Genomic DNA, 24,492 nt, shown 5'->3' on the forward strand with positions numbered 1-24,492 from the left:
TATGGGTGAAGTCATTTTAACAATGAAGGGTATAGATAAGTCTTTCCCCGGTGTTCATGCACTGGACCATGTTGACCTGGAGATCAGAAAAGGTGAAGTTCACGCTCTGATGGGAGAGAACGGAGCCGGTAAATCCACCCTGATGAAAGTTCTGACAGGTATTTATTCTAAGGATTCCGGTTCAATTACATATGAAGGAAAAGAAGTAGAGTTTACAAGCCCAAGGGATGCACAGGATGCAGGTATTGTGATCGTGCACCAGGAGCTGAACATGCTGAATCATCTTACAGTGGCTCAGAACATTTTTATCGGCCGTGAGATCATGAATGGCAAGCTGATCAATGATGCGAAGATGAATGAGGAAGCAGCAAAGCTTTTCAAACAGCTGAACATTGATATTGATCCAAAGGAAAAAATGGGAAATCTTACTGTTGGTAAGCAGCAGATGTGTGAGATCGCCAAAGCGATTTCTCATGAGGCAAAGGTTATCATTTTTGATGAGCCTTCTGCAGCTCTTACAGAAGCAGAGATCGAAGAACTGTTCAAGATCATCCGTGATCTGAGGGATAAGCAGCTGGGAATCGTTTATATTTCCCATCGTATGGATGAGATCAAGGTGATCACAGACCGTGTAACAGTTATGCGTGATGGAAGTTACGTAGGAACACTGATCACAAAGGATTGTACAAAAGATGATATCATCAATATGATGGTTGGCCGTGTGATCTATGAAGATCCGAAGACAGAAAGCAATGTGGCGCCAGACGCACCGGTTGTTCTGAAGGTAGAACACCTGAATGCAGGGAAGATGGTACAGGATGTAAGCTTTGAACTTCACAAAGGAGAAATCCTTGGTTTTTCCGGCCTGATGGGTGCAGGACGTACAGAGACTGCAAGAGCACTTTTTGGAGCAGATCCTAAAGAAAGCGGTGATATTTACGTAAATGGTAAAAAAGTAGATATCAAGAGCCCTATGGATGCTGTAAAATGTGGAATCGGTTATTTGTCAGAGGACAGAAAGCGTTACGGAATTGTTGTAGCCAAAAGTGTGGCAGAGAATTCTACCATGGCAAGCATGGAGAATTTCATGAATGGAATCTTCATTAACAAGAAAAAAGAAAATGAGATTGCAAAGAAATATGTAAATGACCTGAAAACAAAAACACCAGGCGTAGATCAGCTGGTAGTAAATCTTTCCGGTGGAAACCAGCAGAAAGTAGTTATTGCTAAATGGCTGGTAAGAAACTGTGACATCCTGATCTTTGATGAGCCTACCAGAGGTATTGATGTAGGTGCTAAAAGTGAGATCTATCACCTGATGAATGAGCTGGTGGCAGAAGGAAAGTCGATCATTATGATTTCCTCTGAAATGACAGAGATTCTGAGAATGAGTGACCGTATCGTGGTAATGTGTGAAGGCAAGAAGACCGGTGAGATTGATATCTCAGAGGCAACACAGGAAAATATCATGCATGCGGCTACCAGAAGAGAATAAGAGGAGGAAGGAAAAATGGCAGATAGAGAAAAAAAGGGGAATGCTTTTACCAATAACCCTATTGTAAAAGCTATTGGAACCCAGAAAATCGTGGTTGTGCTGGTAATTATTTTCCTGGCGATCATGTTTTCAGTGGGAAGTCCGGCTTTCAGACAGTATTCTACATTAGTTAGTATTTTTGATTATTCATATTACATCAGCTTCATGGCAATTGGTGTTACCTTCTGCCTGATCACAGGTGGTGTAGACCTTTCCATAGGAACAGGAATGATCTGTTACGCATTGTTTGGCGGTCATCTGATCACAAAGGTAGGAATGCCTGTAGTGGTTGGTATGCTGGCAGCCATTGCACTGGGAGTTTTGATCGGTCTGTTAAACGCATTACTGGTTGCAGTGATGGATCTGCCTCCCTTTATCGCAACACTTGGCACTATGATGATCACCAGAGGTCTTGGTTCTCTTCTTACTGGAGCCATGAGTGTTACCTGGCCTCCGGCTGCAGCTGAAAACGGCTGGTTCCGCAGCATTTTCAAACTGAAAATGAACGGAAAGATGATCCCGGTAGGATTTATTCTGGTACTGATCTGTGTGATCCTGATGTCCATCTTCCTGAATAAAACAAGAGCAGGACGTTATATTATCGCTATTGGAAGCAACAAAGAAGCAACAAGATTATCAGGTGTAAATGTAGTAAAATATCAGTCTCTGGCTTATCTGATCTCCGGCTTTTTCGCAGGACTTGCAGGTATCGCCTATGCGGCTACATTCCAGGCGATTCCGCCAGGAACCGGAGCAGGACTGGAGCTGGATGCTATCGCCGGAGCGATCATCGGTGGAACATCCATGAATGGTGGAGTAGGGACAGTTACAGGAACTCTGTTAGGTGTTTTCGTAATGTCACTGCTGAAAACAGGTTTTCCGTACATCGGACTGCAGGCAAACTGGCAGCAGATCTTTACAGGTCTGGTACTGGTTCTGGCAATCTTCATAGATGTACTGAAAAATAAAAAGACTGCATAAGGGGTATGCAGAAACTACAAACTATATAATTCAAATCAAGGAGGATTTAAAAATGGCAGGAAAGAAATTAATGAGCGTTGCATTATGTGCTGCAATGGTTGGAACTATGGTTGGTGCAGTTACAGTTCATGCTGAGTCTGATTATGCAGGACTGAAGATTGAGATCGTGTCCAAAGGCTTTCAGCATCAGTATTGGCAGGCAGTTTTAAAGGGTGCTGAGGAAAAAGCAGAAGAATTAGGATGCTCCATCAATTTCGTAGGACCAAACTCCGAGTCTGATATTGCAGAGCAGGTTCAGGAACTGAACTCCGCAATCAACCAGAAACCAGATGCTATCGGACTTGCTGCTCTTGATACAAGCGCATGCCTAGATGCAATCGGACAGGCTCAGGATGCAGGTATCCCGATCATCGGTTTTGACTCTGGTGTTCCGGATGCTCCAGAAGGCGCAGTAGTTGCAAACGCTTCTACAGACAACTATGCAGCAGGTGCTCTTGCAGCAGAGAAAACATATGAAGTATTAAAGGACAGAATCGCAAATGCTGATGGCAAAGTAAGAATCGGTGTTATGGGCCAGGATGCTACTTCCGAGTCTATCGTAAACAGAGGTCTTGGATTTATCGATAAGATGGGCGAGCTGATCATCGCAGACGGCAAAACAGTTTCTCTTGAAGGAAATGACAGATACGTTGGAGATTCCAAGGTTGAAGCTACAGACGACGGTGATGTTGTAATCGAGATCCTTGTTCCTTCACAGGTAACATCTGAGCTGTCCGCAATCGACTGCCAGACACTGTTAAATAAAGATGATACAATCTGCGTATATGGCTCCAACCAGCACTCTGCAGAGGCTATGATCACAGGTAATGAGAACCTTCAGAAACTTGGCTCTGGTGATGATCAGGTTGTTGGTGTTGGATTTGACTCTGGCGCAAACATCAAAGCAGCAGTTGCTGACGGTACATTCATCGGCGCTATCACACAGGCTCCTGTAGCAATGGGTGCATCTGTAGTTGAACTTGCTTGCAAAGCAGCAAAAGGTGAGACTGTAGAAGACGTTGACAGTGGATGCCAGTGGTACACAGCTGAGAACATGAACGACGAAGAAATCGCACAGAACCTGTACGACTAAATGTACGACTAAAGCGAATGCAGGCTCGAAATATGAAGTTTTCGTCTGCTTGCAGGCGGAAAACTTCATATGAGAGGCTATATGAGTGCAGCGAACATCGAAAGACCGAAGATCTTGAGATGGCATTCGCGATAATGTACTAACGAAACTTATCAGGAAAACCGGAGGCTACCCTCCGGTTTTCTTTTTAAAAACTATGCACAGTTTGCAAATAAGAACCTTTTTTATGGCAAACCAGGTTCTTATGCATTACTGAGTTATGTAGTAATATGGTATCATCAATATGAAGGTATTCCTACATAGATTCAGACAAAATACGAGGAAACGTACAAATATTGAGGAGGTTTTAAAAATGACAAAGTATTATCTGGCAGTAGATATTGGAGCATCCAGCGGAAGACTGATCCTGGGACATCTGGAAAATGGAAAGATGGTGCTGGAAGAAGTGCACCGTTTTGAAAATGGGATGGTAAAAAAGGACGGAGAGCTTTGCTGGGAATTTGACAGGCTTTTCGTAGAAATCAAGGACGGACTGAAAAAATGTAAAGAGCTGGGCAAGATCCCGGTAAGCATGGGAGTAGATACATGGGGAGTTGATTATGTCCTTCTGGATGAAGCTGGACAGGTTCTTGGCAATACCGTTGGCTACAGAGATCATCGCACAGAGGGTATGGATGAAGAAGTATATAAGATCATTCCACAGGAGAAGCTGTATGAGCGTACAGGTATCCAGAAAGAGATCTTTAATACCATATACCAGCTGATGGCGGTAAAGAAAAAACATCCAGAATATTTGGAAAAGGCAGACACTCTGCTTCATGTACCGGATTATTTTCATTACCTTCTCACAGGAAAGAAAACCTGCGAGTACACAGAAGCAACCACAGGACAGCTTGTAAGTCCGTTGACAAAGGACTGGGATTATGAATTGATCGATATGCTGGGATATCCAAGAAAAATGTTCCAGAAGCTGATCATGCCAGGCACACCCATCGGCCATCTTACAAAAGAAGTACAGGAAGAGGTAGGATTTGATCTGGAAGTTGTAGCTCCGGCGACTCATGACACAGGCTCTGCTGTTCTGGCAGTACCGGCAAATGATGATGACTTTATTTATATCAGCTCCGGTACATGGTCTTTGATGGGACTGGAAAGAAAAGAAGCAGACTGTTCACTGAAAAGCTGCGGTATGAATCTGACAAATGAAGGAGGATACGGAGGAAGATTCCGCTATCTGAAAAATATTATGGGACTTTGGATGATCCAGTCTGTACGCCATGAATTCCAGGATAAATACGGATTTGGCGAGATCTGCCAGATGGCAGAAGAGGCGAAAGATTTCCCGTCCCGGGTGGATGCAAATGCACAGTGCTTCCTTTCTCCGGAGAACATGACGAAAGAAATCCAGGATTACTGCAGACGGACAGGTCAGCAGGTTCCGGAAACCTTAGGCCAGATCGCAACTGTGATCTATACAAGCCTTGCAGAATGCTATGCACGTACAGCAAAGAGCTTGGAAGAAATGACAGGCAGAACCTACAGTAGGATCCACATTGTAGGTGGTGGCGCAAATGCAGGATACTTAAATGAACTGACAGCGAAAGCGACAGGAAAAGAAGTTCATGCAGGTCCCACAGAAGCTACAGCTATTGGAAATATTACAGCACAGATGCTGGAGGCTGGAGAGTTTAGATCTGTAGAGGAAGCAAGAACTGCGATCCATCAGTCTTTTGATATTAAAATATATAAATGATGTAATCAAAATCCATTGGGAAGAGATTATTTAAAGGAGGAATCAACAATGTCCACAAAGGAAAGATACGAATCTGCAAAAGCCAGATATGCCAAGGTTGGAGTAGACACAGACAAAGCCATCCAGATTCTGAAAAATGTGGCTATTTCTCTTCATTGCTGGCAGGGGGATGATGTAAAAGGATTTGATCAGGACGGTCCATTAACAGGTGGTATCCAGACAACAGGAAATTATCCTGGAAAAGCAATGACACCGGAAGAACTGATGGCAGATATGGAAAAGGTTATGTCACTGGCTCCTGGTAAGAAAAAAATCAATATACATGCATCCTATGCGATTTTTGAAGAAGGCCAGTGGGTAGATAGAGATCAGCTGGAGCCAAAGCACTTCAAAAAATGGGTAGATTTTGCAAAAGCCAAAGGTGTGGGCATTGATTTCAATCCAACATTTTTCTCAAGCCCGAAAGTGAAAGACGGACTTACCTTAAGCAGTCCGGATGAAGAAACCAGAAAATTCTGGATCCGCCACGGTAAGGCATGTATCCGTATTTCCCAGTATTTTGCTGAAGAAACAGGTATCCCATGTGTTATGAACATCTGGACAGGTGACGGATATAAGGACATTCCGGGAGACCGCCTTGGACCGAGAATGCGTTATAAAGAATCCATCGAGGAAATCCTTTCCGAGCCATACGATTTCAATCTGGTAAAACCCTGTGTAGAGTCCAAAGTATTTGGTATCGGTGTGGAATCCTATACAGCAGGAAGTGCAGAGTTTACACTGTCCTTTGCAGCAGAGCATAAGGATAAATGCCTGCCGCTGATGGATAACGGACACTATCATCCTACAGAAGTGGTATCTGATAAGATCCCGTCACTGCTTTGCTTCTTCCCTGAGATCGCATTGCATGTAACAAGACCTGTACGCTGGGATTCTGATCATGTTGTACTGTTTGATGATGAAACAAGAGAGATCGCAAAAGAGATCGTCCGTAATGATGCGCTTGACCGTGTATATATTGCGCTGGATTACTTTGATGCAAGCATCAACCGTATTTCCGCATGGACCACAGGACTTCGCAATATGTCCAAGTCTTTGCTGTTTGCCCTTCTTCAGCCTAATGCACAGCTAAAAGAACTTCAGGATACCAATAACCTGACGAAGCTTATGACTGTACAGGAAGAAATGAAAACTTTCCCATTTGGAGATGTATGGGATTATTTTTGCGAAAGCTGTGGCACACCGGTTGGATTTGACTGGTTTACCGAAGTGGAGAAGTACGAAAAGGAAGTACTTTCCAGCAGGAAATAATTAAGCTTCTGATTTTGTTTTACATATATTCACATTGAAAAAGCCTGTCCGGATGGTCAGGCTTTTTCTGTGCAATTTTCTGTGCGAATAGAGGAAGCTGCGATGTAATGTTCCTGTTACATTTCTTGAGTGGAGGCTTTTCTGGCAGGAATACGGATCTGTACCTCTGTTCCTTTTCCTGGCTCACTGGAATAGAAAAGTCCATAATCCGGCCCATAAAGGATCTGAAGCCTGCGATGGGTATTATAGATTGCAATATTTGTGCCCTTGCCTGAAGAGGAGCCTGTCCCGGTAAGGATAGTATCCAGCTTTTCATTGGACATGCCTACACCGTCATCTGAAATAAGCAGTACCAGATCCTGATCCTCCTGCCATCCGGTCAGCACAATGGTGCCGGATTTGGAAGTCGTTTCCAAAATACCGTGGAGGATGGCATTTTCCACTACAGGCTGCAGGGTTAACTTTGGGATCTGGTCATTCATCAATTCATCCGGAATGTCTGATATGAACTGAATGCTGTCATGATAACGCATGTTCTGCAGATGAATGTATATGGATACATGCTCTTCTTCCTTAGCAATGGTGCTGATGCTTTTTTTCTGACTCAGGGTCAGCTTGTAGAACCTGGAAAGGTTCTGTACAGCGTTTGTCACTTCTTCTGTACGTCCCTGCTGGGCCATCCAGTTGATCATATCCATGGTATTGTAAAGAAAATGAGGATTGATCTGTGCCTGCAGGGAATTAAACTCTGCGATTCTCAGATCTTCGGCAGCTTTTGCCTGATTATCCATCAACTGGTTCATTTTTCTTGTCATATAGTTGTAGGTGTCGATTAGATCACCTACCTCATCGTGATATACCGGGCTGTCCATAGCTACCGGAGGTCCCTGGCGGACCTTACGCATTTGTCCGATCACAGAAGAGATACGTCCTGTAATAGAACGGGAAAGCCGGCCGGACAGGAACAGGGCAAGGATCAGAAACAGAAGGTAGAAAAATGCAAACTGCATAATCATCGTATTACTCTGAGCGATCAGCGGTTTGGAGGGCAGGATCGTTACCATAAACCAGCCTGGCTGGTGGATCCTGTAAAAGCAGGAATAAATCTTGTTGCCAAGGATGTTTTTTTCGATGAAATTATTGGAAGACATAAAGGACTGGGAAATATCTTCGTATCCCAGCCAGTAAATACCGGACAGAGACTCATCAGAAGAAGCAACCAGGCTGTTTCTTTCATTGACAATATAGGAAACACTTCCCTTTAATCCAAGGTTTTCATTTAATACTTTTATCAGATGGCTGCTGGAATAGTATACAGCTACATAGGCTTTGATAGGACTTCCGTGATAATAAATGCTGGCAGTATGGATGTAAGCCATATCTCCACAGTTGGATTTTTCCTGCGTCCCTAAATAAAAAGGAGGACAAAAAAGTTCTGAGGTATTAGTGCTTTGGAAAATTCCATGCCAGTAAGTACCGCGAATTTCGCTTACCGGGTAAAAGATCTTTTCTTTGGTGCTGGAAAATAAAGAGGAATTATTTGGAAGATCCACATAAATCCGGATATTGGTAACCAGGGAATTATCTGTAAGTCCCATCACAGACTGACAAAAAGTATCTCCGCTTTTGGAGGCTGCCAGCATGGAAAAAGGGGCATTTACCGGTTGATGAAACAGGGTCTGATAAAAGGGCTCTTCAGACAGGGCATCATAAGTATCTGTAACCTGCAAAAGCATATGGTCAATCTGGGGGGAAGTTTTGGCGGAAATATCCTGCTCCCGGCGTATGGTATAGGAAACAGTCATTTCATATAGCTTTCCGTAGAAAAATACGCCAAGAAGAATCAATGGAACTGTTACAGCCAGCACAAGTGCAATGGTAAATTTGGATTGAAGCTTCATATCCCCATAGCGGTGCTTCAGTTTATTCAGCATTTTTCTCATAATTGTTTTCAGGAAATCCTTTCTCGATATTCGGAAGGGGAAAAGCCGGTATATTTTTTAAAACTTTTTCCAAAATAATTCCCGTCATTATATCCTACCTTGGAGGAGATATCCGCAATTCGGAATCTGGGATCTGCAAGCAGCTGCTTTGCCTTTTCCATTCGATATTCGGTCAGATATTGATTCAGGGTTTTGCCGGTTTCATTTTTAAAAAAGGTACATACATAAGAAGCTGACAAAAATACATGAGAACTGATATCCTTTACCGAAAGGGACTCATTTCCGTAATTCTTGCTGATATATTCCTTGATCAGAAAAATGGTCTGATTTTCCTGTACAGAATCCTGAAGCTCACGGAAAAAATCTGTGATCCGTACAAGCAGCTTGTTATGCAGATCCTGGAATGAAAAGCTGTTTTCAAGAGTGTCTACTGCATTTTCCCTGTCAGAAGGAAGGGAGATCTGAAGCTGCCTGTAAATCTCATCAAGACAGCGGAACAGCTTGTAATAAAGATCCTTTGCGTGATTGGGAAGTACCTGTGTATTCTGATCGTAAAAATCGTATATTTGTCCAAGAAAGGCGTTGCAGCCGTCCAGGTTTTTAAGGGCGAGAAGATCTTGAAATTCTTTCTCCGGAAATTCCGGAAGAGGGGGATGAGAGCGCAGATCCCTGTCTTTCAGAAGAGAGGAGCTTAAAAAAGATCCGCTTGGGAAAAAGAAGCTGCTCTGCTGAAGGATCACTGCCGACTCATAGGACTGGTAGGCCTTGGAAACACCTGTAAAGGAACCGCCTGCCGTGATATAAAATTTGTGATAAGCCTGATGCTGGCAGCTGATATAATCACGGATCAGATCCAGAGTCGCTTCCTGTGGCATGGAAGAGCCAAAAATAAAATAAACAAGATATTGTGCTTTCTTTTCTGCATAAATACATTGAAGATGAAAATTGGACAGATAATTGCAGATATTTTGATAAATATCGTCGATAGCCGGTGCAGAGAAATCCTGCTCTGTATCGATTTTGGCGATCAGGGCGGTAAAACAGGTATCAGATCCCATATAAAGGGAAAGCTCCTGGCTTAATTCGCTGATCACTTTTTCACTGAAGCGGTAAGGAGTAGCCAATGCCAGAGCAAGCCGTGAGGCTGTTTCCATGGAATGAAGCGTTTCTCCGCGATGAGTACGTAGCTTCTGGCGATAGACTTCAGAAGCTTCCTGTACAGCTTCACGGATCTCTGTTGGATTTAAAGGCTTTTCAATGTAGTTTACGGCTTTTAATTTAATGGCAGCTTTCAGGTACTCCTTGTCTGAGTAGCCACTCATAAAAATGGGAACTGTGTCCGGAAGGAACTGTTCCAGCTTTTCAAGCATGGTGATACCATCCATACGGGGCATCCGTACATCACAGAGAATGATCTCAGGCTTATGGATCCTGGCAGCTTCTAATCCGTTGATCCCGTCGTCTGCCTGGAGCACTTCGTCTATGTCTAATGATTTCCAGTCAATGGAGGAAATAACGCCAGTCCGTGTAAGCTCCTCGTCGTCTACAATTAGTAATTTCATATAGGAAGAACCTCTTTCTTTCTATGGTCTCTTGGTGATTCTGTTAAAAGGATTATATCATAACACAGGGAAAATCTGTGGATTTTTCTTTAACTGAATAATATTTTACCCTGTTTCCAAATATTTTCCGGTTTAGCCTCTAAAAGACACATGATACAATGAATACAGATCAAAGAGGGAGGTAATCATACAGTGTCGGAATATGTTCTTGAGTTAAAAGGCATTACCAAGATATTCCCCGGAGTGAAAGCACTGAACAATGTACAGTTCCAGCTAAAGCCCGGAGAAGTTCATGCGCTGATGGGTGAGAATGGTGCCGGTAAATCCACTTTTATCAAGGTTATTACCGGGGTACATAAAGCAGAAGAAGGAGAGATGTTCCTGAATGGTCAGAAGGTGGATTTCAAAGGACCGAAGGACGCACAGGCAGCCGGGATTGCTGCTGTATATCAGCATCCTACATCTTATCCTCATCTGACAGTTGCAGAGAATATTTTCATGGGACATGAGATTATTGTCCATAAGATGATCCAATGGAAAAAGATGAATGAGGAAGCCAACAAGCTTCTGGGACAGCTGAATGCAGATTTTGATGCTACGGCTGAAATGGGAACTTTAAGTGTTGCACAGCAGCAGATGGTTGAGATTGCCAAGGCACTTTCTACTAATGCCAAGATCGTGATTCTGGATGAGCCTACTGCAGCACTTACTAAAAGAGAATCCGAGGAATTGTATCGGATCGTAGATCATCTGAGAGAAGAAGGAGTTTCCATTATCTTTATCTCGCATCGTTTTGAGGATATGTACCGTCTGGCATCCAGAGTTACCGTTTTTAGAGATTCTCAGTATATTGGCACATACAATGTAGACGAGATCACAAATGCAGATCTGATCAAAGCTATGGTTGGCCGTGAGATCAAGGATCTGTTTCCAAAGCCAGAAGTACAGCTTGGTGAAGAAATGCTTCGGGTGGAAGGCTTGTCAAGGGTTGGTTACTTTAAAAATGTTTCCTTTGACGTACATGCAGGGGAAATCATAGGTCTTACAGGGCTGGTTGGTGCAGGCCGTACAGAAGTAGTAGAAAGCATCTGCGGAATTACCACTCCGGATGAAGGAAAAGTATATCTGGAGGGCCAGGAGATCCATATCAAACAGCCATCTGACGCAATGAAAAAAGGCATCATTCTTCTTCCGGAAGACAGACAGAAGGAAGGCCTGATCATGAGCTGGGGACTGGGTCGGAATGTGACACTTTCTACCATCAGCCAGTATGCAAAAAAAGGATTTAATAATGAACCGAAAGAGCGGGAACTGGCAAAACAGCTTCTTGAGGAAGTAGATACAAAGGCTGTGGACATTTTCCAGCCTGCAAGCTCCCTTTCCGGTGGTAATCAGCAGAAGGTAGTTGTTGCCAAGGCGCTGAGCCAGGAAATGAAAGTAGTTATCATGGATGAACCTACCAAGGGTGTTGATGTAGGTGCAAAGGCAGAGATCTATGCGATCATGGGAGATCTGGCAAAGAAAGGCTATGCTATTGTGCTGATTTCTTCAGAAATGCCGGAGATCCTGGGAATGTCTGACCGTATCGTTGTGATGTGCAATGGTCGGAAGACAGGTGAATTAAATAAAGATGAGGCAACTCAGGAAAGAATCCTTGAGCTTGCAATGGAAAAAGGACAGACATCAAAGGAGGCGGGAAGATCATGAAACAGAAATCAACTCTAAAGAAAATAACCGGCTCCAGGGAGTTTCTCCTTGCAGTGATCCTGATTTTGCTTTTTGCAATCGTTACAGCCATCAGCCCTTCTTTCTTGAAACCCAAGTCACTGATGGACATGTTGAAAAACAATGCAGTTACAATGGTTATGGCACTTGGAATGCTGTGCGTTATGCTGGTGGGAGGAATTGATATTTCCATCATGTCAACATTGGCACTTTCCGGAATGTCCATTGGTATGCTTCTGAAATACGGTCATATTACCAGCACCATTCTTGCTTTTGTGATCGCACTTGCCATTGGACTTGCCTGCGGCTTCCTGGTAGGTCTGGTGATATCCAGAGCCAGTGTACCGCCGATCATTGCAACCATGGGATTTATGTATGTGTTCCGTGCCCTGGGATATCTGGTATCTAATAATGGTGAGTGGGCCGGGGCAGCAGCACTTGGAAGCTTTAAGAATTTTGCAACATCCAGTGTGCTTGGGATCAATGCAGTTGTATGGGTGATCATCCTCTGCTATGTAGTTTTCTTCTTCTTTATGAAGTGGACAAGGACAGGAAGAAAGATTTACGCAGTAGGAAGCAATCCTAGTGCAGCAGAAGTTTCAGGTATCAATGTTAAGAATATCAAACTGATGGTTTATATGATCATGGGCGTGCTTGCTGGTCTTGGAGGAGCACTTCAGGTATCTGTATACGCTTCTGCAATGCCGGATATGCAGCAAGGCGGTGAAATGGATGTTATCGCAGCCTGTGTAATCGGCGGTGTAAGCATGAGCGGTGGAAGAGGTACTGTTCTTGGCGCTCTTTTAGGATCCTTGATCCTGGCCACCATTGCGAAAGCACTTCCGCTGGTTGGCATCGGTGCTTTGTGGCAGAATACCATCAAAGGTGTACTGATCCTTGTGGTAGTAATGGTGAACGTGATCCTGCAGCGTATTGCTGACAGAAATGCATTAAAAGGAAGGGAGATGTGATCATGGCCGGAAAATCTGGAAGAAGTATAAACAATGTGCCGGAAAATCCGGTGAAACACATGATATTCAGCTGGGAAGGGATTATGGTCCTGCTGTTTGTCCTGGTCAACATTTTCTGTGCATGGTTTTCAGAATTTTACAACTTAAAGAGTGTGCTCAGGCAGATGCCGGTTTATCTGGCAGAGATCTTTCTCATGCTGCCAATGGCTTACATACTGGTTCTTGGAGAGATTGATATATCTGTTGGATCAATTGTATGTCTTTCCGCAACCATCAGTTGCCTGGTATCCAATACAGGGCTTCCGTTTATCCTGGTGATCCTGATTTCTCTTCTTGTAGGTACAGCCTGCGGAGCAGTGAACGGGTTTATCCTTACCAGATTCCAGGAGCTTCCGCCAATGATCGTAACATTGGCTACACAGATCATTTTCAGAGGTATTGCAGAGATCGTGCTTGGTGAAGGTGGATCCGTATCCCTGACAAATTCTGATGGTTTTAAAGCTATCGGCGGTAAAGTAGGAAGAGTTCCATATATTCTTTTCCTGGTTCTGATCCTTGCTGTGGTAGCAGCACTGATCCTTGGCAAAAGCACTTTCGGCCGGAGAGTATATGCGATAGGTACCAACCGTCTTACAGCCTATTATTCCGGTATCCATGTTCAAAAGATCCGTATGCTGATCTACACACTCATGGGAACTTTCTGCGGACTGTGTGCACTGTTTATGGTATCCTCTTCTTATGGAGCCAATACCACAACAGGAAACGGTTTTGAGATGGACGCCATTGCAATGGCAGTATTTGGAGGTATTTCTTCTACAGGTGGTAAAGGAAATCTGGCAGGTGGTATTATTTCTGCATTCATTATCGTATGCCTTCGTGTAGGACTTGGACAGCAGAATCTTCACCCACAGGTAATCCTTCTGATCCTGGGACTACTGCTGATCTGTGCAGTAGCACTTCCAAACGTGGTGGGAGAGATCAAAAAGGCTTTAAAGGTTAAGAAAAACGCCTGATCTATATTATTAAAATGGTTGTTGGCTGCAAATGGGGTAACAGCAGCTGCACATATAATGTAAACTAAAAATTCTATTTCCAAGGGAGGAAAAAAACATGAACAAAAAAATCGTTAGCGCATTACTTTGCGGAGCAATGGTACTGGCAACAGCAACACCTGCATTAGCTGGAGAGGCTGATGGACAGAAGATCGCACTGGTTGGAAAATCTGCAGGTAATGCATTCTTTGAGATCGCAGCAGCATCCTTTAAAGAGACTGTTGAGGCAGAAGGCGGCGAAGTAGAGGTTGTTTATCCGGAAGCTGCTACAGCTGACGCTCAGATCAAGGTTCTTGACAACCTGATTTCCCAGGATTTTGATGCAATCTGCATTTCCGCAAACGACGTAAACGCTCTTCAGGCAAAACTGGAAGAAGCAATGGATGAAGGAATCAAGGTTTCATCCTTTGACTCTGCTCCTAATGCAGACAGCCGTCAGGTATTCGTAAATCAGGCTGGTACAGTAGCTGTTGGACAGGCTCTTCTTGATGCAGTTCTTGACATTGCAGGTGGTGAAGGCCAGTGGGCGATCCTTTCCGCTACTTCTCAGGCAGCTAACCAGAATGCATGGATCGATGCAATGAAGACAATCATGGAAAGCGATGAGAAATACAGCAAACTGGATCTGGTAGAGGTTGCATATGGTGATGACGAGCCACAGAAATCTACAGACCAGACAACTGCTCTTCTTGAGAAATATCCAGATCTGAAAGTAATCTGCGCTCCTACAACTGTTGGTATCGCAGCAGCTGCTAAATATCTTCAGGATGAGAAATCTACCTGCAAGCTGACAGGTCTTGGACTTCCATCTGAGATGGTTGAGTACACAGGTGCTGATGATGAGCATTCCTGCCCATATTTCTATCTGTGGGATATGCAGGGCCTTGGAAAACTCAGTGCTTATGCAACAATCTCTCTTGTAAAAGGTGATATCACAGGTGCTCTTGATGAAACATTCACAGCTGGAGATCTTGGCGAGTACACAATCACAGAAGCTGATGACGGCGGTACAGAGATCGTTCTTGGACAGCCTCTGGAGTTCAACTCTGATAACATTGAAGAAATGGCTAAACTGTACTAATCTATAGAAACCGGTTGCTATCTATAAGAAAGAATGATAAAATTTAACAGCAGGCTGCTGCAAGAAATATCTCAAAAAGATATTTTGCAGCAGCCTGCTGTTTTATCTCAGTGGAGAAGGCTCCACCTCTTTCAGGTGGTGAGTAACAGCTTGCTCGACTTGAAAAGTGTGTCTGGCGGTGCGCATTTCAGAAAAAATAGATTTGGTAAAGAACTATAAGGAGAAAACATGCAAAAGGAATTGCTGGAACAGCTGCGAAAGATCACAGAAGAAGAGAAGAAGATCCTTGAAGGACAGGAAGTAGACAAGGATCTGTATACTTCCGGCAGGGATTTTATTGTAGACAGCAGGAAAATGCTTGAGGAAGGCAAACTGATCACAGTGCGGACCCATACAAGGTTTGTACATTTCCCACCCCATAAACACAATTATGTGGAGGTGCTGTATGTATGCATGGGAACTGTGACCAATATTATTGATGGCAGAGAAGTAGTACTTAAAACAGGAGAGCTTCTTTTCCTGAATCAGTTTACAAGTCATGAGCTACTTCCGGCAGGAGTGGATGACATTGCGATCAACTTTATGGTTCTGCCCCAGTTTTTTGATGTGGCATATTCTATGGCAGGTGCAGGAAATATCCTTGCTGATTTTCTGGTAAATGTGCTGCGCCGTGATGAGGAAAGAGGAGAATATCTTCATTTTAAGGTGGCAGAAAATCTGCAGATCCAGAATCTTTTGGAAAATATGATCTATTCGATCGTCACTGGAAAAGGAGAGGACGATCGGATCAACCAGACCACTATGGGACTTATATTCCTGTATCTTCTGGATTCTGTCCAGTATGTGGAAATGCGGATTCCTAATTCATACGAGAATATGATCTCCATGACCACTCTGAATTATATTGAACAGCAGTACAGGATAGCGACCCTGACAGAACTATGTGAAATGCTGAAGCTGCCTATGCATGTATTGAGCAAAATGATCAAGAAGACCACAGGTTTTAATTTCAAGGATCTGCTTCAGAGAAAGCGGCTGAATAAGGCAGCAGAGCTTTTGTGTGATACAGACCTGTCTGTAAGCGATATTATTGCAGCAGTGGGATATGAAAATAGCAGCTATTTTCACAAGGTTTTCAAAAATAGATATTGTATGACACCGAAGGAATTCAGAACAAAAAATCAAAAAAATGGTTGGATACGGCTGTAAATTTGGCGAAAATTCAAACTTATTTTTTGGTAGAAATAGTTGACATTCAGAAATAAAAAAAATAAAATAAAGTTGAAATTTACCAAACCACTTAAAAAGGAGGAAGATTTTATGAAAAAAAGCATGAAAAAAGTTGTCAGCCTTCTTCTTGCAGCAGTAATGGTCATTTCTATGATCGCCTTTGCTTCTGTTGTTTATGCCGCTGACGACAGCGTAGAAGTGGATCCGGACTTTAAGATGGGTGTGATCCTCATTGGTGATGAGACAGAGGGTTATTCCGCAGCTCACATCGCAGGTATCAAGGCAGCAGCCAAAGAGCTTGGTCTTGATGACAGCCAGATTATCTGGAAGTACAAAGTACCGGAAGACCAGACCTGTTATGATTCCGCAGTTGACCTTGTAGGGCAGGGATGCAGCATGGTAGTTGCAAACAGCTATGGACATCAGACATTCATGGCACAGGCAGCACAGGAATATCCGGACGTTACATTTGTTTCCATGACAGGTGATTTTGCAGCCATCAGCGGATGCGAGAACTTAAAGAATGCATTCACAAACATTTATGAAGCACGTTATGTGTCTGGCGTTGTTGCCGGTCTGAAGCTGCAGCAGCTTCTGGACGACGGAACACTTACAGAAGAGACACAGCCGGACAGCTTTGATGCAGATGGCAATGTTAAGATCGGTTACGTAGGTGCATTCAGCTATGCAGAGGTTGTATCTGGTTATACAGCATTCTTCCTCGGAGTTCGCAGTGTAGTTCCTAATGTTGTAATGGAAGTAAAATACACTAACTCCTGGTTTGATATTGACAAAGAGGGTGCAGCAGCAGAGGCACTGATCGCAAATGGTTCTGTGATCATCGGACAGCATGCAGATTCCACAGGTGCTCCGGCGGCTACCCAGAAGCTTCTTGACAGTGGTAAGATCTGCTATTCTGTTGGTTATAACATCGACATGATCGCAACTGCTCCTACAGCGGCTCTTACATCTGCAACCAATAACTGGGAAGCATATTACAAATATGCAATTGCTACCGTTATGAGTGGTGGCGATCTTGAGCAGGATTGGTCCAAGGGATTTGCAGATAATGCTGTAGGCATTACAGATCTTGGTGAGTCCTGTGCAGAAGGCACGGCAGAGTACGTAGAGGATGTTGAGAATAAGATCAAAGATGGTTCTCTTCAGATATTTGATACATCTACGTTTACAGTTGACGGTGAAGAAGTTACAAGTGCACCTTGTGATCTTTCATTCATGGATTTCTCCACAGATCCGGCATCTGTTATTTACCAGGGAGATACAGTGGAAGCCATTGAGGATGGACATTTTGCAGAGTCTACCTTCAGAAGCGCACCATATTTCACACTTCGTATTGATGGAATCACAGAGGACGCAGAAGCAGTAGAGTAATTTAGCTGGTATACAAAGGGGTTGCTGCATAGACTGCAAGGTTCATGCGGCAGCCCTCTTTATTTGTCTGGGATGCAAAAGCCCCCGCATACAGACAGATATACAGAAGGGAGGCATAGGAGTTTGGAATATGCAATTCAGTTGACGAATGTTACTAAAACATTCGGTAAGGTGATTGCCAATAAAGGCGTAACACTGAACGTAAGGAAGGGTGAGATCCTGTCCCTGCTGGGCGAGAACGGAAGCGGGAAGACCACACTTATGAATATGATCGCAGGTATTTATTTCCCGGATTCAGGAGAGATCCGTGTGAACGGAACACCTGTGGAGATACGTTCTCCCAAGGATGCCTACGATCTTGGCATCGGAATGATCCATCAGCATTTTAAGCTGATCGATGTGTTCTCAGCAGTTGAGAATATTGCCCTTGGACTTGAGAAAAAAGAAAAATTTGATATGAAAGTTATCAGGGCCAAGGCAAAGGCCATCTGTGAAAAGTATCACTTTGATCTGGATCTGGACCAGAAAGTATATGAGATGAGTGTATCTCAGAAGCAGACCCTGGAGATCGTCAAGGTTCTGTACAGAGGTGCAGAGATCCTGATCCTGGATGAGCCTACTGCAGTACTTACCCCACAGGAAACAGAAAGATTGTTCGCTGTGATCCGCAATATGAAGAAGGATCACAAGTCTGTGATCATTATTACACATAAGCTGCATGAAGTGCTGGCTATCTCAGACCGGGTGGCGATCCTGAGAAAAGGGGAATATGTGGATACAGTTGAGACAAAAGACGCTACTGAAGGGTCTCTTACGGAGATGATGGTAGGAAAAAAGGTAGAGCTGAATATTGAACGTACCCAGCCGAAGGATACAGTAAAACGTCTTTCTGTTTCTAATCTTACTGTTTATAACCGGGAAGGCGTAAAGGTATTGGATGATGTAAGCTTTGATGCTTATGGCGGTGAGATCCTTGGCATTGCCGGTATTTCCGGGAATGGACAGAAAGAGCTGTTGGAGTCCATTGCAGGTCTTCAGGTCACTGCCGAGGGAAGCAGCATAAAGTTCTACGAAAAAGGAAAAGAAGATAAGCCGCTGCAGCTGATCGGCAAAACACCAAAGAAGATCCGTGATGCGGGAGTTCATCTTGCTTTTGTTCCGGAGGATCGTCTGGGAATGGGACTGGTTGGCTCTATGGGCATGACCGGAAACATGCTTTTGAAGACCTATGGTGCAGGCCGTTCATTCCTTACAGAGATGAAAGGACCTAAGAAGATGGCTGAGAAGGTCCGTGAAGAGCTGGAAGTAGTTACACCAAGCATCAATACTCCGGTATCCAGACTGTCCGGTGGTAATGTGCAGAAGGTTCTTGTCGGCCGTGAGATTGCAGAAGAGCCTACAGTCCTTATGACCGCTTATGCAGTGCGTGGACTTGATATTAATACTTCTTATACTATTTACAATCTGTTGGATGAAGAAAAACGCCATGGTGTGGCAGTGGTATACGTAGGTGAGGATCTGGACGTACTGATCGACCTGTGTGACAGGATCCTTGTTCTGTGTGATGGAAAAGCAAACGGAATGGTAGATGCACGTACGATCACAAAGGAAGAAGTAGGTCTTCTTATGACAAATCTGAGAAAGGCTGGTGCACAGGAATGAGCAGTGAAACTAAGAAAATAAAAGAGCCTTTTGTACGTATCATCAAGCGGGATGGCGCTTCTATAGGGAATAAAGTGCTGATCCGTGTGCTTGCCATTGTGCTCGCACTTGTAGTGGATGCAATTTTTATCTTTGCTGTTACAGGGCTGAATCCCATTTCCGTATACGGGGTTATGTTTAACGGAACCTTTATGACATCCATTCGTTTTTCATGGGCACTTCGTGATCTGGTAACCCTGCTTTGTATTGGTATTGCACTGGCACCAGCATTTAAAATGAAATTCTGGAATATCGGTGCAGAAGGACAGGTTCTTGCAGGCGGTCTTGCCACAGCACTGGTTATGGTAAAATGCGGACAGAGTCTTCCAACACCTGCATTGCTTCTGGTTATGTTTCTTGCAAGCATTATTGCAGGAGGTATCTGGGGACTGATCCCTGCAGTTTTTAAGGCATATTGGAATACAAATGAGACTTTGTTTACTTTGATGATGAACTATGTGGCAACCAGTATCGTTGCCTGTATGACCAACATTATGCGTGGAAAGGCATCCAGCCTTGGAAAACTGAATATGTCTACTCAGGCAGGCTGGTTTCCCCAGTTTTTCGGACAGCGTTACAACATTAATATCCTGGTTGTGTTTATCCTGATGATTGTAATGTATTTTTATCTGAAATATTCCAAGCAGGGATATGAGATCACTGTTGTTGGAGAGTCTGAAAATACAGCCAGATATGCTGGTATTAATGTTAAACGGGTAACGATCCGTACCATGCTGATATCTGGTGCGATCTGCGGACTTGCAGGTTTTCTGGTTGTGGCAGGAAGGGATCAGACGATTTCCACATCCTCTGCCGGAGGACAGGGATTTACTGCTATTATTGTTGCATGGCTGGCTAAGTTTAATACCTTTTACATGGCATTGATTTCTTTCCTTCTTGTTTTTCTTTCCAGAGGAGCTGCTGAGATCGCTTCTGCTTACAGTCTGAATGATTATGCGGCAAGTATTATCGAAGGTGTTATTCTGTTCTTTATCCTGGGAAGTGAGTTTTTCATTAATTACAAAATGGTATTTCGTGGTTCAAAACAGAAGGAGGTGCAGGAATGAGTACGTTAATTGCATGGATCATCCGGGCGATTCCTTTTGGAACGATCATTATGTTTGGATCTATGGGTGAGACAATCACAGAAAAATCAGGAAATCTTAACTTAGGTGTACCTGGGATCATGTATCTGGGAGGCTTTGCCGGATTTGCAAGTTCTTATTACTATGAGAAATTATCCTCAGATCCAAAGGGCTGGATCTGCGTGATCATTGCCCTGTTTGCAGCCATTGCTGCTTCTGCATTTGGAGGATTGATTTTCAGCTTCCTGACCATCACCCTGCGTGCCAACCAGAATGTGACAGGTCTTGCTCTTACTACCTTTGGTATGGGAGTTGCCAATTTCTTTGGCGTATTTATTTTAAATGGAGCCAGCTATACAGCTGCACCTCTTGCCTATTCTGCATTTTCAAAGAAGATCCCCTTCCTTTCTTCCAAGCTTGGGATCGTAAGCAAGGTAGTATTTCCTTATGGATTCCTTGCATATGCAGCTATCATTGTTGCCATTGTGCTTCATTATTTTCTGAATAAAACCAGGGTAGGACTGAATCTGCGTGCAGTTGGCGAGAATCCGGGAACTGCAGATGCAGCAGGTATTAATGTAACAAAATACAAATATCTGGCTACCTGTGTCGGGGCAGGTCTGTCTGGTATCGGCGGTCTTTATTATGTGCTGGATTACAATCAGGGGATCTGGGCAACTACCGGGCAGATCGAGGCTCTTGGATGGCTGGCAGTAGCACTTGTTATCTTTACTACATGGAAGCCTTTAAATGGTATTTGGGGAGCTTATCTTTTCGGTATGCTGTACTGGCTGTATCAGTTCCTTCCCAATATGTTGGGAGTGAAGGTGGCCGGATATGTGACGGATCTTGTACAAATGGTGCCTTATGTAGTGACCATTATTGTGTTGGTGGTTGTAAGTTTTCGGAAGAAGAAGGAGAATCAGCCGCCGGAAAGTCTTGGACTTTCTTATTTCCGCGAAGAACGATAAACGTGAAATCTTTGTGACTTTTAAAGGGGGAATGTTTACATTCTCCTTTTTTTTATGCTATAGTAACCATACGGTAGTAGTACAGTAACAAAGAAATTGATGGATTTAGTGAATTACATGCTTTTATGTGTATTCAAGAAAGGAATTCTGTGAATGATTAAGCGTAAATATCTTGCGGCATGCCTTGTGGCAGCCCTTTTTGTGGCCGGCTGTGGCAGTAACAGTGCAGAAAAGAAAGAAACAGCAGAAACAACAGAAGAGACAAAGACAGCAGAAGCAACAGATGCACCAGATCAGGAGTCTGCTTCTGAGGAGGATGCACAGGATGAAACTGCAGCAGATGATAGTGGTGAAGCAGATGATAGTACAGATGAGGACGAACAGGATCTGACAGATACGGAGGAAGATGAGGATACCGGACTGGAGGAGGAAGATCTTTCTAAGGTAGTTCCGGCAGATTATCTGGTCCAGGATGCGGACAAGTATGTGACTCTTGGGGAAACCAAGGATCTGGAGGCTGTTCAGTACACATATGAGATCACCGATGATATGGTACAGGATGAGATTGATTCTGAACTTTCCGAGGCATCTGAGGAGATCTCCACAGACAAGCCTTCTGTAGAGGGAGATACCGTATACTTTACAATGACTTATAAAGTAGAAGGGGATGATTCCCAGGATGGTGAGGAAGAGGATTCTTCAGTGATCCTTGGTCAGGAGGATTATGGCGCTGAATTCGATGAGAAGCTTACAGGCGTATCCGCGGGGGATAAGCTGGACTTTTCCATTTCCTATGATGAAGATATGTGGATGGAGGAATGGGCCGGACAGACGGTAGATTTTTCCATTGAGGTTTCTGATGTGGTACAGGTAGAAGTACCTGAGTACAACCTGGATTATGTAAAAGAAAATACAGAATATACAACTCTTGAAGAGTATGAGCAGTCCATTAGGGAATATCTGGAGGAGGAATATACCAGCAGAAGCTATTATGATGTAACAGAGTCCCTGTTGGAGACAGCGATGGCAAATGCTACATTCGACGGATATCCACAGGAGCTGTATGATCAGTGCAAAGAAGAGATCCTTTCCAGCTATTCCATGTTTGTAGGAGAGGATAATACTATTGATGATGTGCTGGAGATGTTTGGCATTACTGATGAGGATGTACAGTCAGAAACAGAGAAGCTTGTAAACAGATATCTGTTTATCAGTGCATACTGTAAAGCCAATGACATTACTGCAGACGGAGAGGAATACAAGGATTACGTAACAAAGAATGCAGACTATTACGGAGAGGATGCGGCTTCTTTTGAAGCTGGTTATACCAGGGAATATCTGGTAGAGAATCTGTATGATGAAAAGGTAAAAGAATTGTTATATGATTCTGCAAAGATCACTGAGAAGCCCTCTACAGAAGCCCCCGATGAAGAGGCTGAAGCTACAGATGAGGAGATCGGTGAGGGAGATGACCTGATGCTGGACGAGATCCAGGATGAAGAAGAATTAGCTCAGGATGAATCTGTATCAGAATAGAAGATTGGCTTAGTTACTTGGCTTAGGACGTAGCAGCATCAGAATAGGAAGAAGAATTGCTTTTTTGTACATGAGATGGTATGATTGAATCAAGAATGCTGAAAGTATTCAAAAACACATTGGGAGGTTGTGATGAAGAGGGGCAGTATTTTTGAAACAGATGGGATTCCCCGTCTTACAGAAGCATTTCCGCTTGCTATGCAGCATGTAGTAGCTATGATCGTAGGCTGCGTTACGCCGGCAATTATTATTTCCGGAGCAATTCCTGGGGGCCTTTCCAGAGAAGAACAGGTAATTCTGATTCAGTCTGCATTGGTGATGGCAGCGTTGTCTACGCTGTTGCAGCTTTTTCCAATTGGAGGAAAAGCCAGGTTTGCTATTGGATCAGGATTGCCCATCATCATGGGAGTAAGCTTTGCTTATGTTCCCAGTATGCAGGCAATTGCCGAGTCTTATGGGATTGCAGCGATTATGGGAGCAGAACTGGCAGGCGGTTTTGTGGCTGTGGTAATGGGATTGTTGGTAAAGAAGATCAGGGTCTTTTTTCCACCATTGATCACTGGAACGGTTGTATTTACCATTGGTCTGTCATTATATCCTACTGCCATTAACTACATGGCTGGCGGGGTCAGCAGTCCGGACTATGGCTCCTGGCAGAACTGGGCGATTGCATTCTTTACATTGATCGTAGTAACCGTGCTGAATCATTTCGGGAAAGGGATCTGGAAGCTGGCATCTATTCTGATCGGCATCATTGCAGGATACCTGGTGGCGATTCCTTTTGGAATGGTTGATTTTTCAAGTATAGGAGAAGCAGGAGTCTGCCAGCTTCCGTCTCTGCTTCATTTTGGCATTGAGTTTGAGCCATCTTCTTGTATTGCCATCGGTATCTTGTTTGCTATCAATTCCATCCAGGCCATTGGTGATTATTCAGCAACGACCATCGGTGCTATGGACAGAACTCCGAAGGATGAGGAATTGCAGAAAGGAATTATCGGCTACGGTATTTCTAATATTGTGGGAGCCTTGGCTGGAGGTTTGCCCACTGCCACATACAGTCAGAATGTGGGAATTGTTACTACTACAAAGGTAATTAACCGGTGGGTACTGGGACTGGCGGCTGTGATCCTTGGTATTGCAGGGATTGTTCCCAAGTTTTCGGCCATTCTTACTACGATTCCCCAGTGTGTTCTTGGAGGTGCTACAGTTTCTGTATTTGCATCCATTGCTATGACAGGTATGAAGCTGGTAGCTTCAGCAGAAATGGATTACCGGAATTCATCCATCGTTGGTCTTGCAGCAGCACTGGGAATGGGAGTGTCTCAGGCAACTGCAGCACTGGCTGGCTTTCCGGCGTGGGTTACCACCATTTTTGGGAAATCCCCGGTGGTGCTGGCAACGATTATAGCGGTGATCATGAACATTATCCTTCCAAAGACACGGGAAGAAGAGAAGGAAGAGGCACAACAAAAGATTGAAATCAAACATAAGCTGGATGAAGATCACAAAGAATTCGGTGAATAAAAGTAAAA

General features: G+C 43.9%; 18 protein-coding genes. 16 read left to right on the forward strand and 2 right to left on the reverse strand.

The window, feature by feature from the left end; translation table 11 throughout:
- Position 1 precedes the first annotated feature (1 nt).
- From OCV61_RS00385 to OCV61_RS00405, 5 genes are all read left to right on the forward strand, one after another.
- Positions 2-1,495: a sugar ABC transporter ATP-binding protein gene (locus OCV61_RS00385; RefSeq protein ID WP_158420210.1), complete on the forward strand. Its 1,494-nt coding sequence runs from the start codon at positions 2-4 to the stop codon at positions 1,493-1,495.
- A 15-nt stretch (positions 1,496-1,510) separates the two neighbouring features.
- Complete coding sequence (locus tag OCV61_RS00390) at positions 1,511-2,515, forward strand: ABC transporter permease (protein WP_158420062.1); 1,005 nt, start codon at positions 1,511-1,513, stop codon at positions 2,513-2,515.
- A 52-nt stretch (positions 2,516-2,567) separates the two neighbouring features.
- Positions 2,568-3,647 carry a substrate-binding domain-containing protein gene (locus OCV61_RS00395; RefSeq protein ID WP_158420063.1) on the forward strand — a complete coding sequence of 360 codons (1,080 nt, stop codon included), beginning with the start codon at positions 2,568-2,570 and terminating at the stop codon, positions 3,645-3,647.
- Between the two features lie 352 nt (positions 3,648-3,999).
- Positions 4,000-5,400, forward strand: a complete 1,401-nt coding sequence (rhaB, locus tag OCV61_RS00400) for a rhamnulokinase (RefSeq protein ID WP_158420064.1) — start codon at positions 4,000-4,002, stop codon at positions 5,398-5,400.
- A 48-nt stretch (positions 5,401-5,448) separates the two neighbouring features.
- Entirely contained in the window at positions 5,449-6,711 is a 1,263-nt protein-coding gene (locus OCV61_RS00405; RefSeq protein ID WP_158420065.1) for an L-rhamnose isomerase, read from the forward strand.
- A gap of 116 nt (positions 6,712-6,827) precedes the next feature.
- Here OCV61_RS00405 and OCV61_RS00410 read toward each other — a convergent pair whose 3' ends face one another.
- Both OCV61_RS00410 and OCV61_RS00415 read right to left on the reverse strand, forming a co-directional pair.
- Positions 6,828-8,654: a sensor histidine kinase gene (locus tag OCV61_RS00410; protein WP_158420066.1), complete on the reverse strand. Its 1,827-nt coding sequence runs from the start codon at positions 8,652-8,654 to the stop codon at positions 6,828-6,830.
- A gap of 8 nt (positions 8,655-8,662) precedes the next feature.
- Positions 8,663-10,216, reverse strand: a complete 1,554-nt coding sequence (locus tag OCV61_RS00415; RefSeq protein ID WP_158420067.1) for a response regulator transcription factor — start codon at positions 10,214-10,216, stop codon at positions 8,663-8,665.
- Positions 10,217-10,408: 192 nt separating this feature from the next.
- Between OCV61_RS00415 and OCV61_RS00420 the strand changes: the two genes are divergently transcribed.
- From OCV61_RS00420 to OCV61_RS00470, 11 genes are all read left to right on the forward strand, one after another.
- Positions 10,409-11,923: a sugar ABC transporter ATP-binding protein gene (locus OCV61_RS00420; RefSeq protein WP_158420068.1), complete on the forward strand. Its 1,515-nt coding sequence runs from the start codon at positions 10,409-10,411 to the stop codon at positions 11,921-11,923.
- Positions 11,920-12,912 carry an ABC transporter permease gene (locus tag OCV61_RS00425; RefSeq protein WP_158420069.1) on the forward strand — a complete coding sequence of 331 codons (993 nt, stop codon included), beginning with the start codon at positions 11,920-11,922 and terminating at the stop codon, positions 12,910-12,912. The genes OCV61_RS00420 and OCV61_RS00425 overlap by 4 nt, the downstream gene beginning before the upstream one ends.
- 2 nt (positions 12,913-12,914) lie before the next feature.
- Positions 12,915-13,925, forward strand: a complete 1,011-nt coding sequence (locus OCV61_RS00430) for an ABC transporter permease (protein WP_158420070.1) — start codon at positions 12,915-12,917, stop codon at positions 13,923-13,925.
- Between the two features lie 97 nt (positions 13,926-14,022).
- Positions 14,023-15,045 carry a substrate-binding domain-containing protein gene (locus OCV61_RS00435; protein ID WP_158420071.1) on the forward strand — a complete coding sequence of 341 codons (1,023 nt, stop codon included), beginning with the start codon at positions 14,023-14,025 and terminating at the stop codon, positions 15,043-15,045.
- Positions 15,046-15,273: 228 nt separating this feature from the next.
- Positions 15,274-16,254, forward strand: a complete 981-nt coding sequence (locus OCV61_RS00440) for an AraC family transcriptional regulator (protein WP_158420072.1) — start codon at positions 15,274-15,276, stop codon at positions 16,252-16,254.
- A 111-nt stretch (positions 16,255-16,365) separates the two neighbouring features.
- Positions 16,366-17,667, forward strand: a complete 1,302-nt coding sequence (locus OCV61_RS00445; protein ID WP_262582561.1) for a BMP family ABC transporter substrate-binding protein — start codon at positions 16,366-16,368, stop codon at positions 17,665-17,667.
- 72 nt (positions 17,668-17,739) lie between these two features.
- Positions 17,740-19,329, forward strand: a complete 1,590-nt coding sequence (locus tag OCV61_RS00450; RefSeq protein WP_158420073.1) for an ABC transporter ATP-binding protein — start codon at positions 17,740-17,742, stop codon at positions 19,327-19,329.
- Positions 19,326-20,435, forward strand: a complete 1,110-nt coding sequence (locus OCV61_RS00455; RefSeq protein ID WP_158420074.1) for an ABC transporter permease — start codon at positions 19,326-19,328, stop codon at positions 20,433-20,435. Before OCV61_RS00450 ends, OCV61_RS00455 begins: the two co-directional genes overlap by 4 nt.
- Positions 20,432-21,424, forward strand: a complete 993-nt coding sequence (locus tag OCV61_RS00460; protein ID WP_158420075.1) for an ABC transporter permease — start codon at positions 20,432-20,434, stop codon at positions 21,422-21,424. Before OCV61_RS00455 ends, OCV61_RS00460 begins: the two co-directional genes overlap by 4 nt.
- A gap of 153 nt (positions 21,425-21,577) precedes the next feature.
- Complete coding sequence (locus tag OCV61_RS00465; protein WP_158420076.1) at positions 21,578-22,960, forward strand: hypothetical protein; 1,383 nt, start codon at positions 21,578-21,580, stop codon at positions 22,958-22,960.
- Positions 22,961-23,092: 132 nt separating this feature from the next.
- Positions 23,093-24,484, forward strand: a complete 1,392-nt coding sequence (locus OCV61_RS00470; RefSeq protein ID WP_158420077.1) for a uracil-xanthine permease family protein — start codon at positions 23,093-23,095, stop codon at positions 24,482-24,484.
- The last annotated feature ends 8 nt before the right edge of the window (positions 24,485-24,492 follow it).

Origin of the sequence: Blautia ammoniilytica (genome assembly GCF_025566965.1) — a bacterium.
Taxonomy (GTDB): Bacteria; Bacillota; Clostridia; order Lachnospirales; family Lachnospiraceae; genus Blautia_A; species Blautia_A ammoniilytica.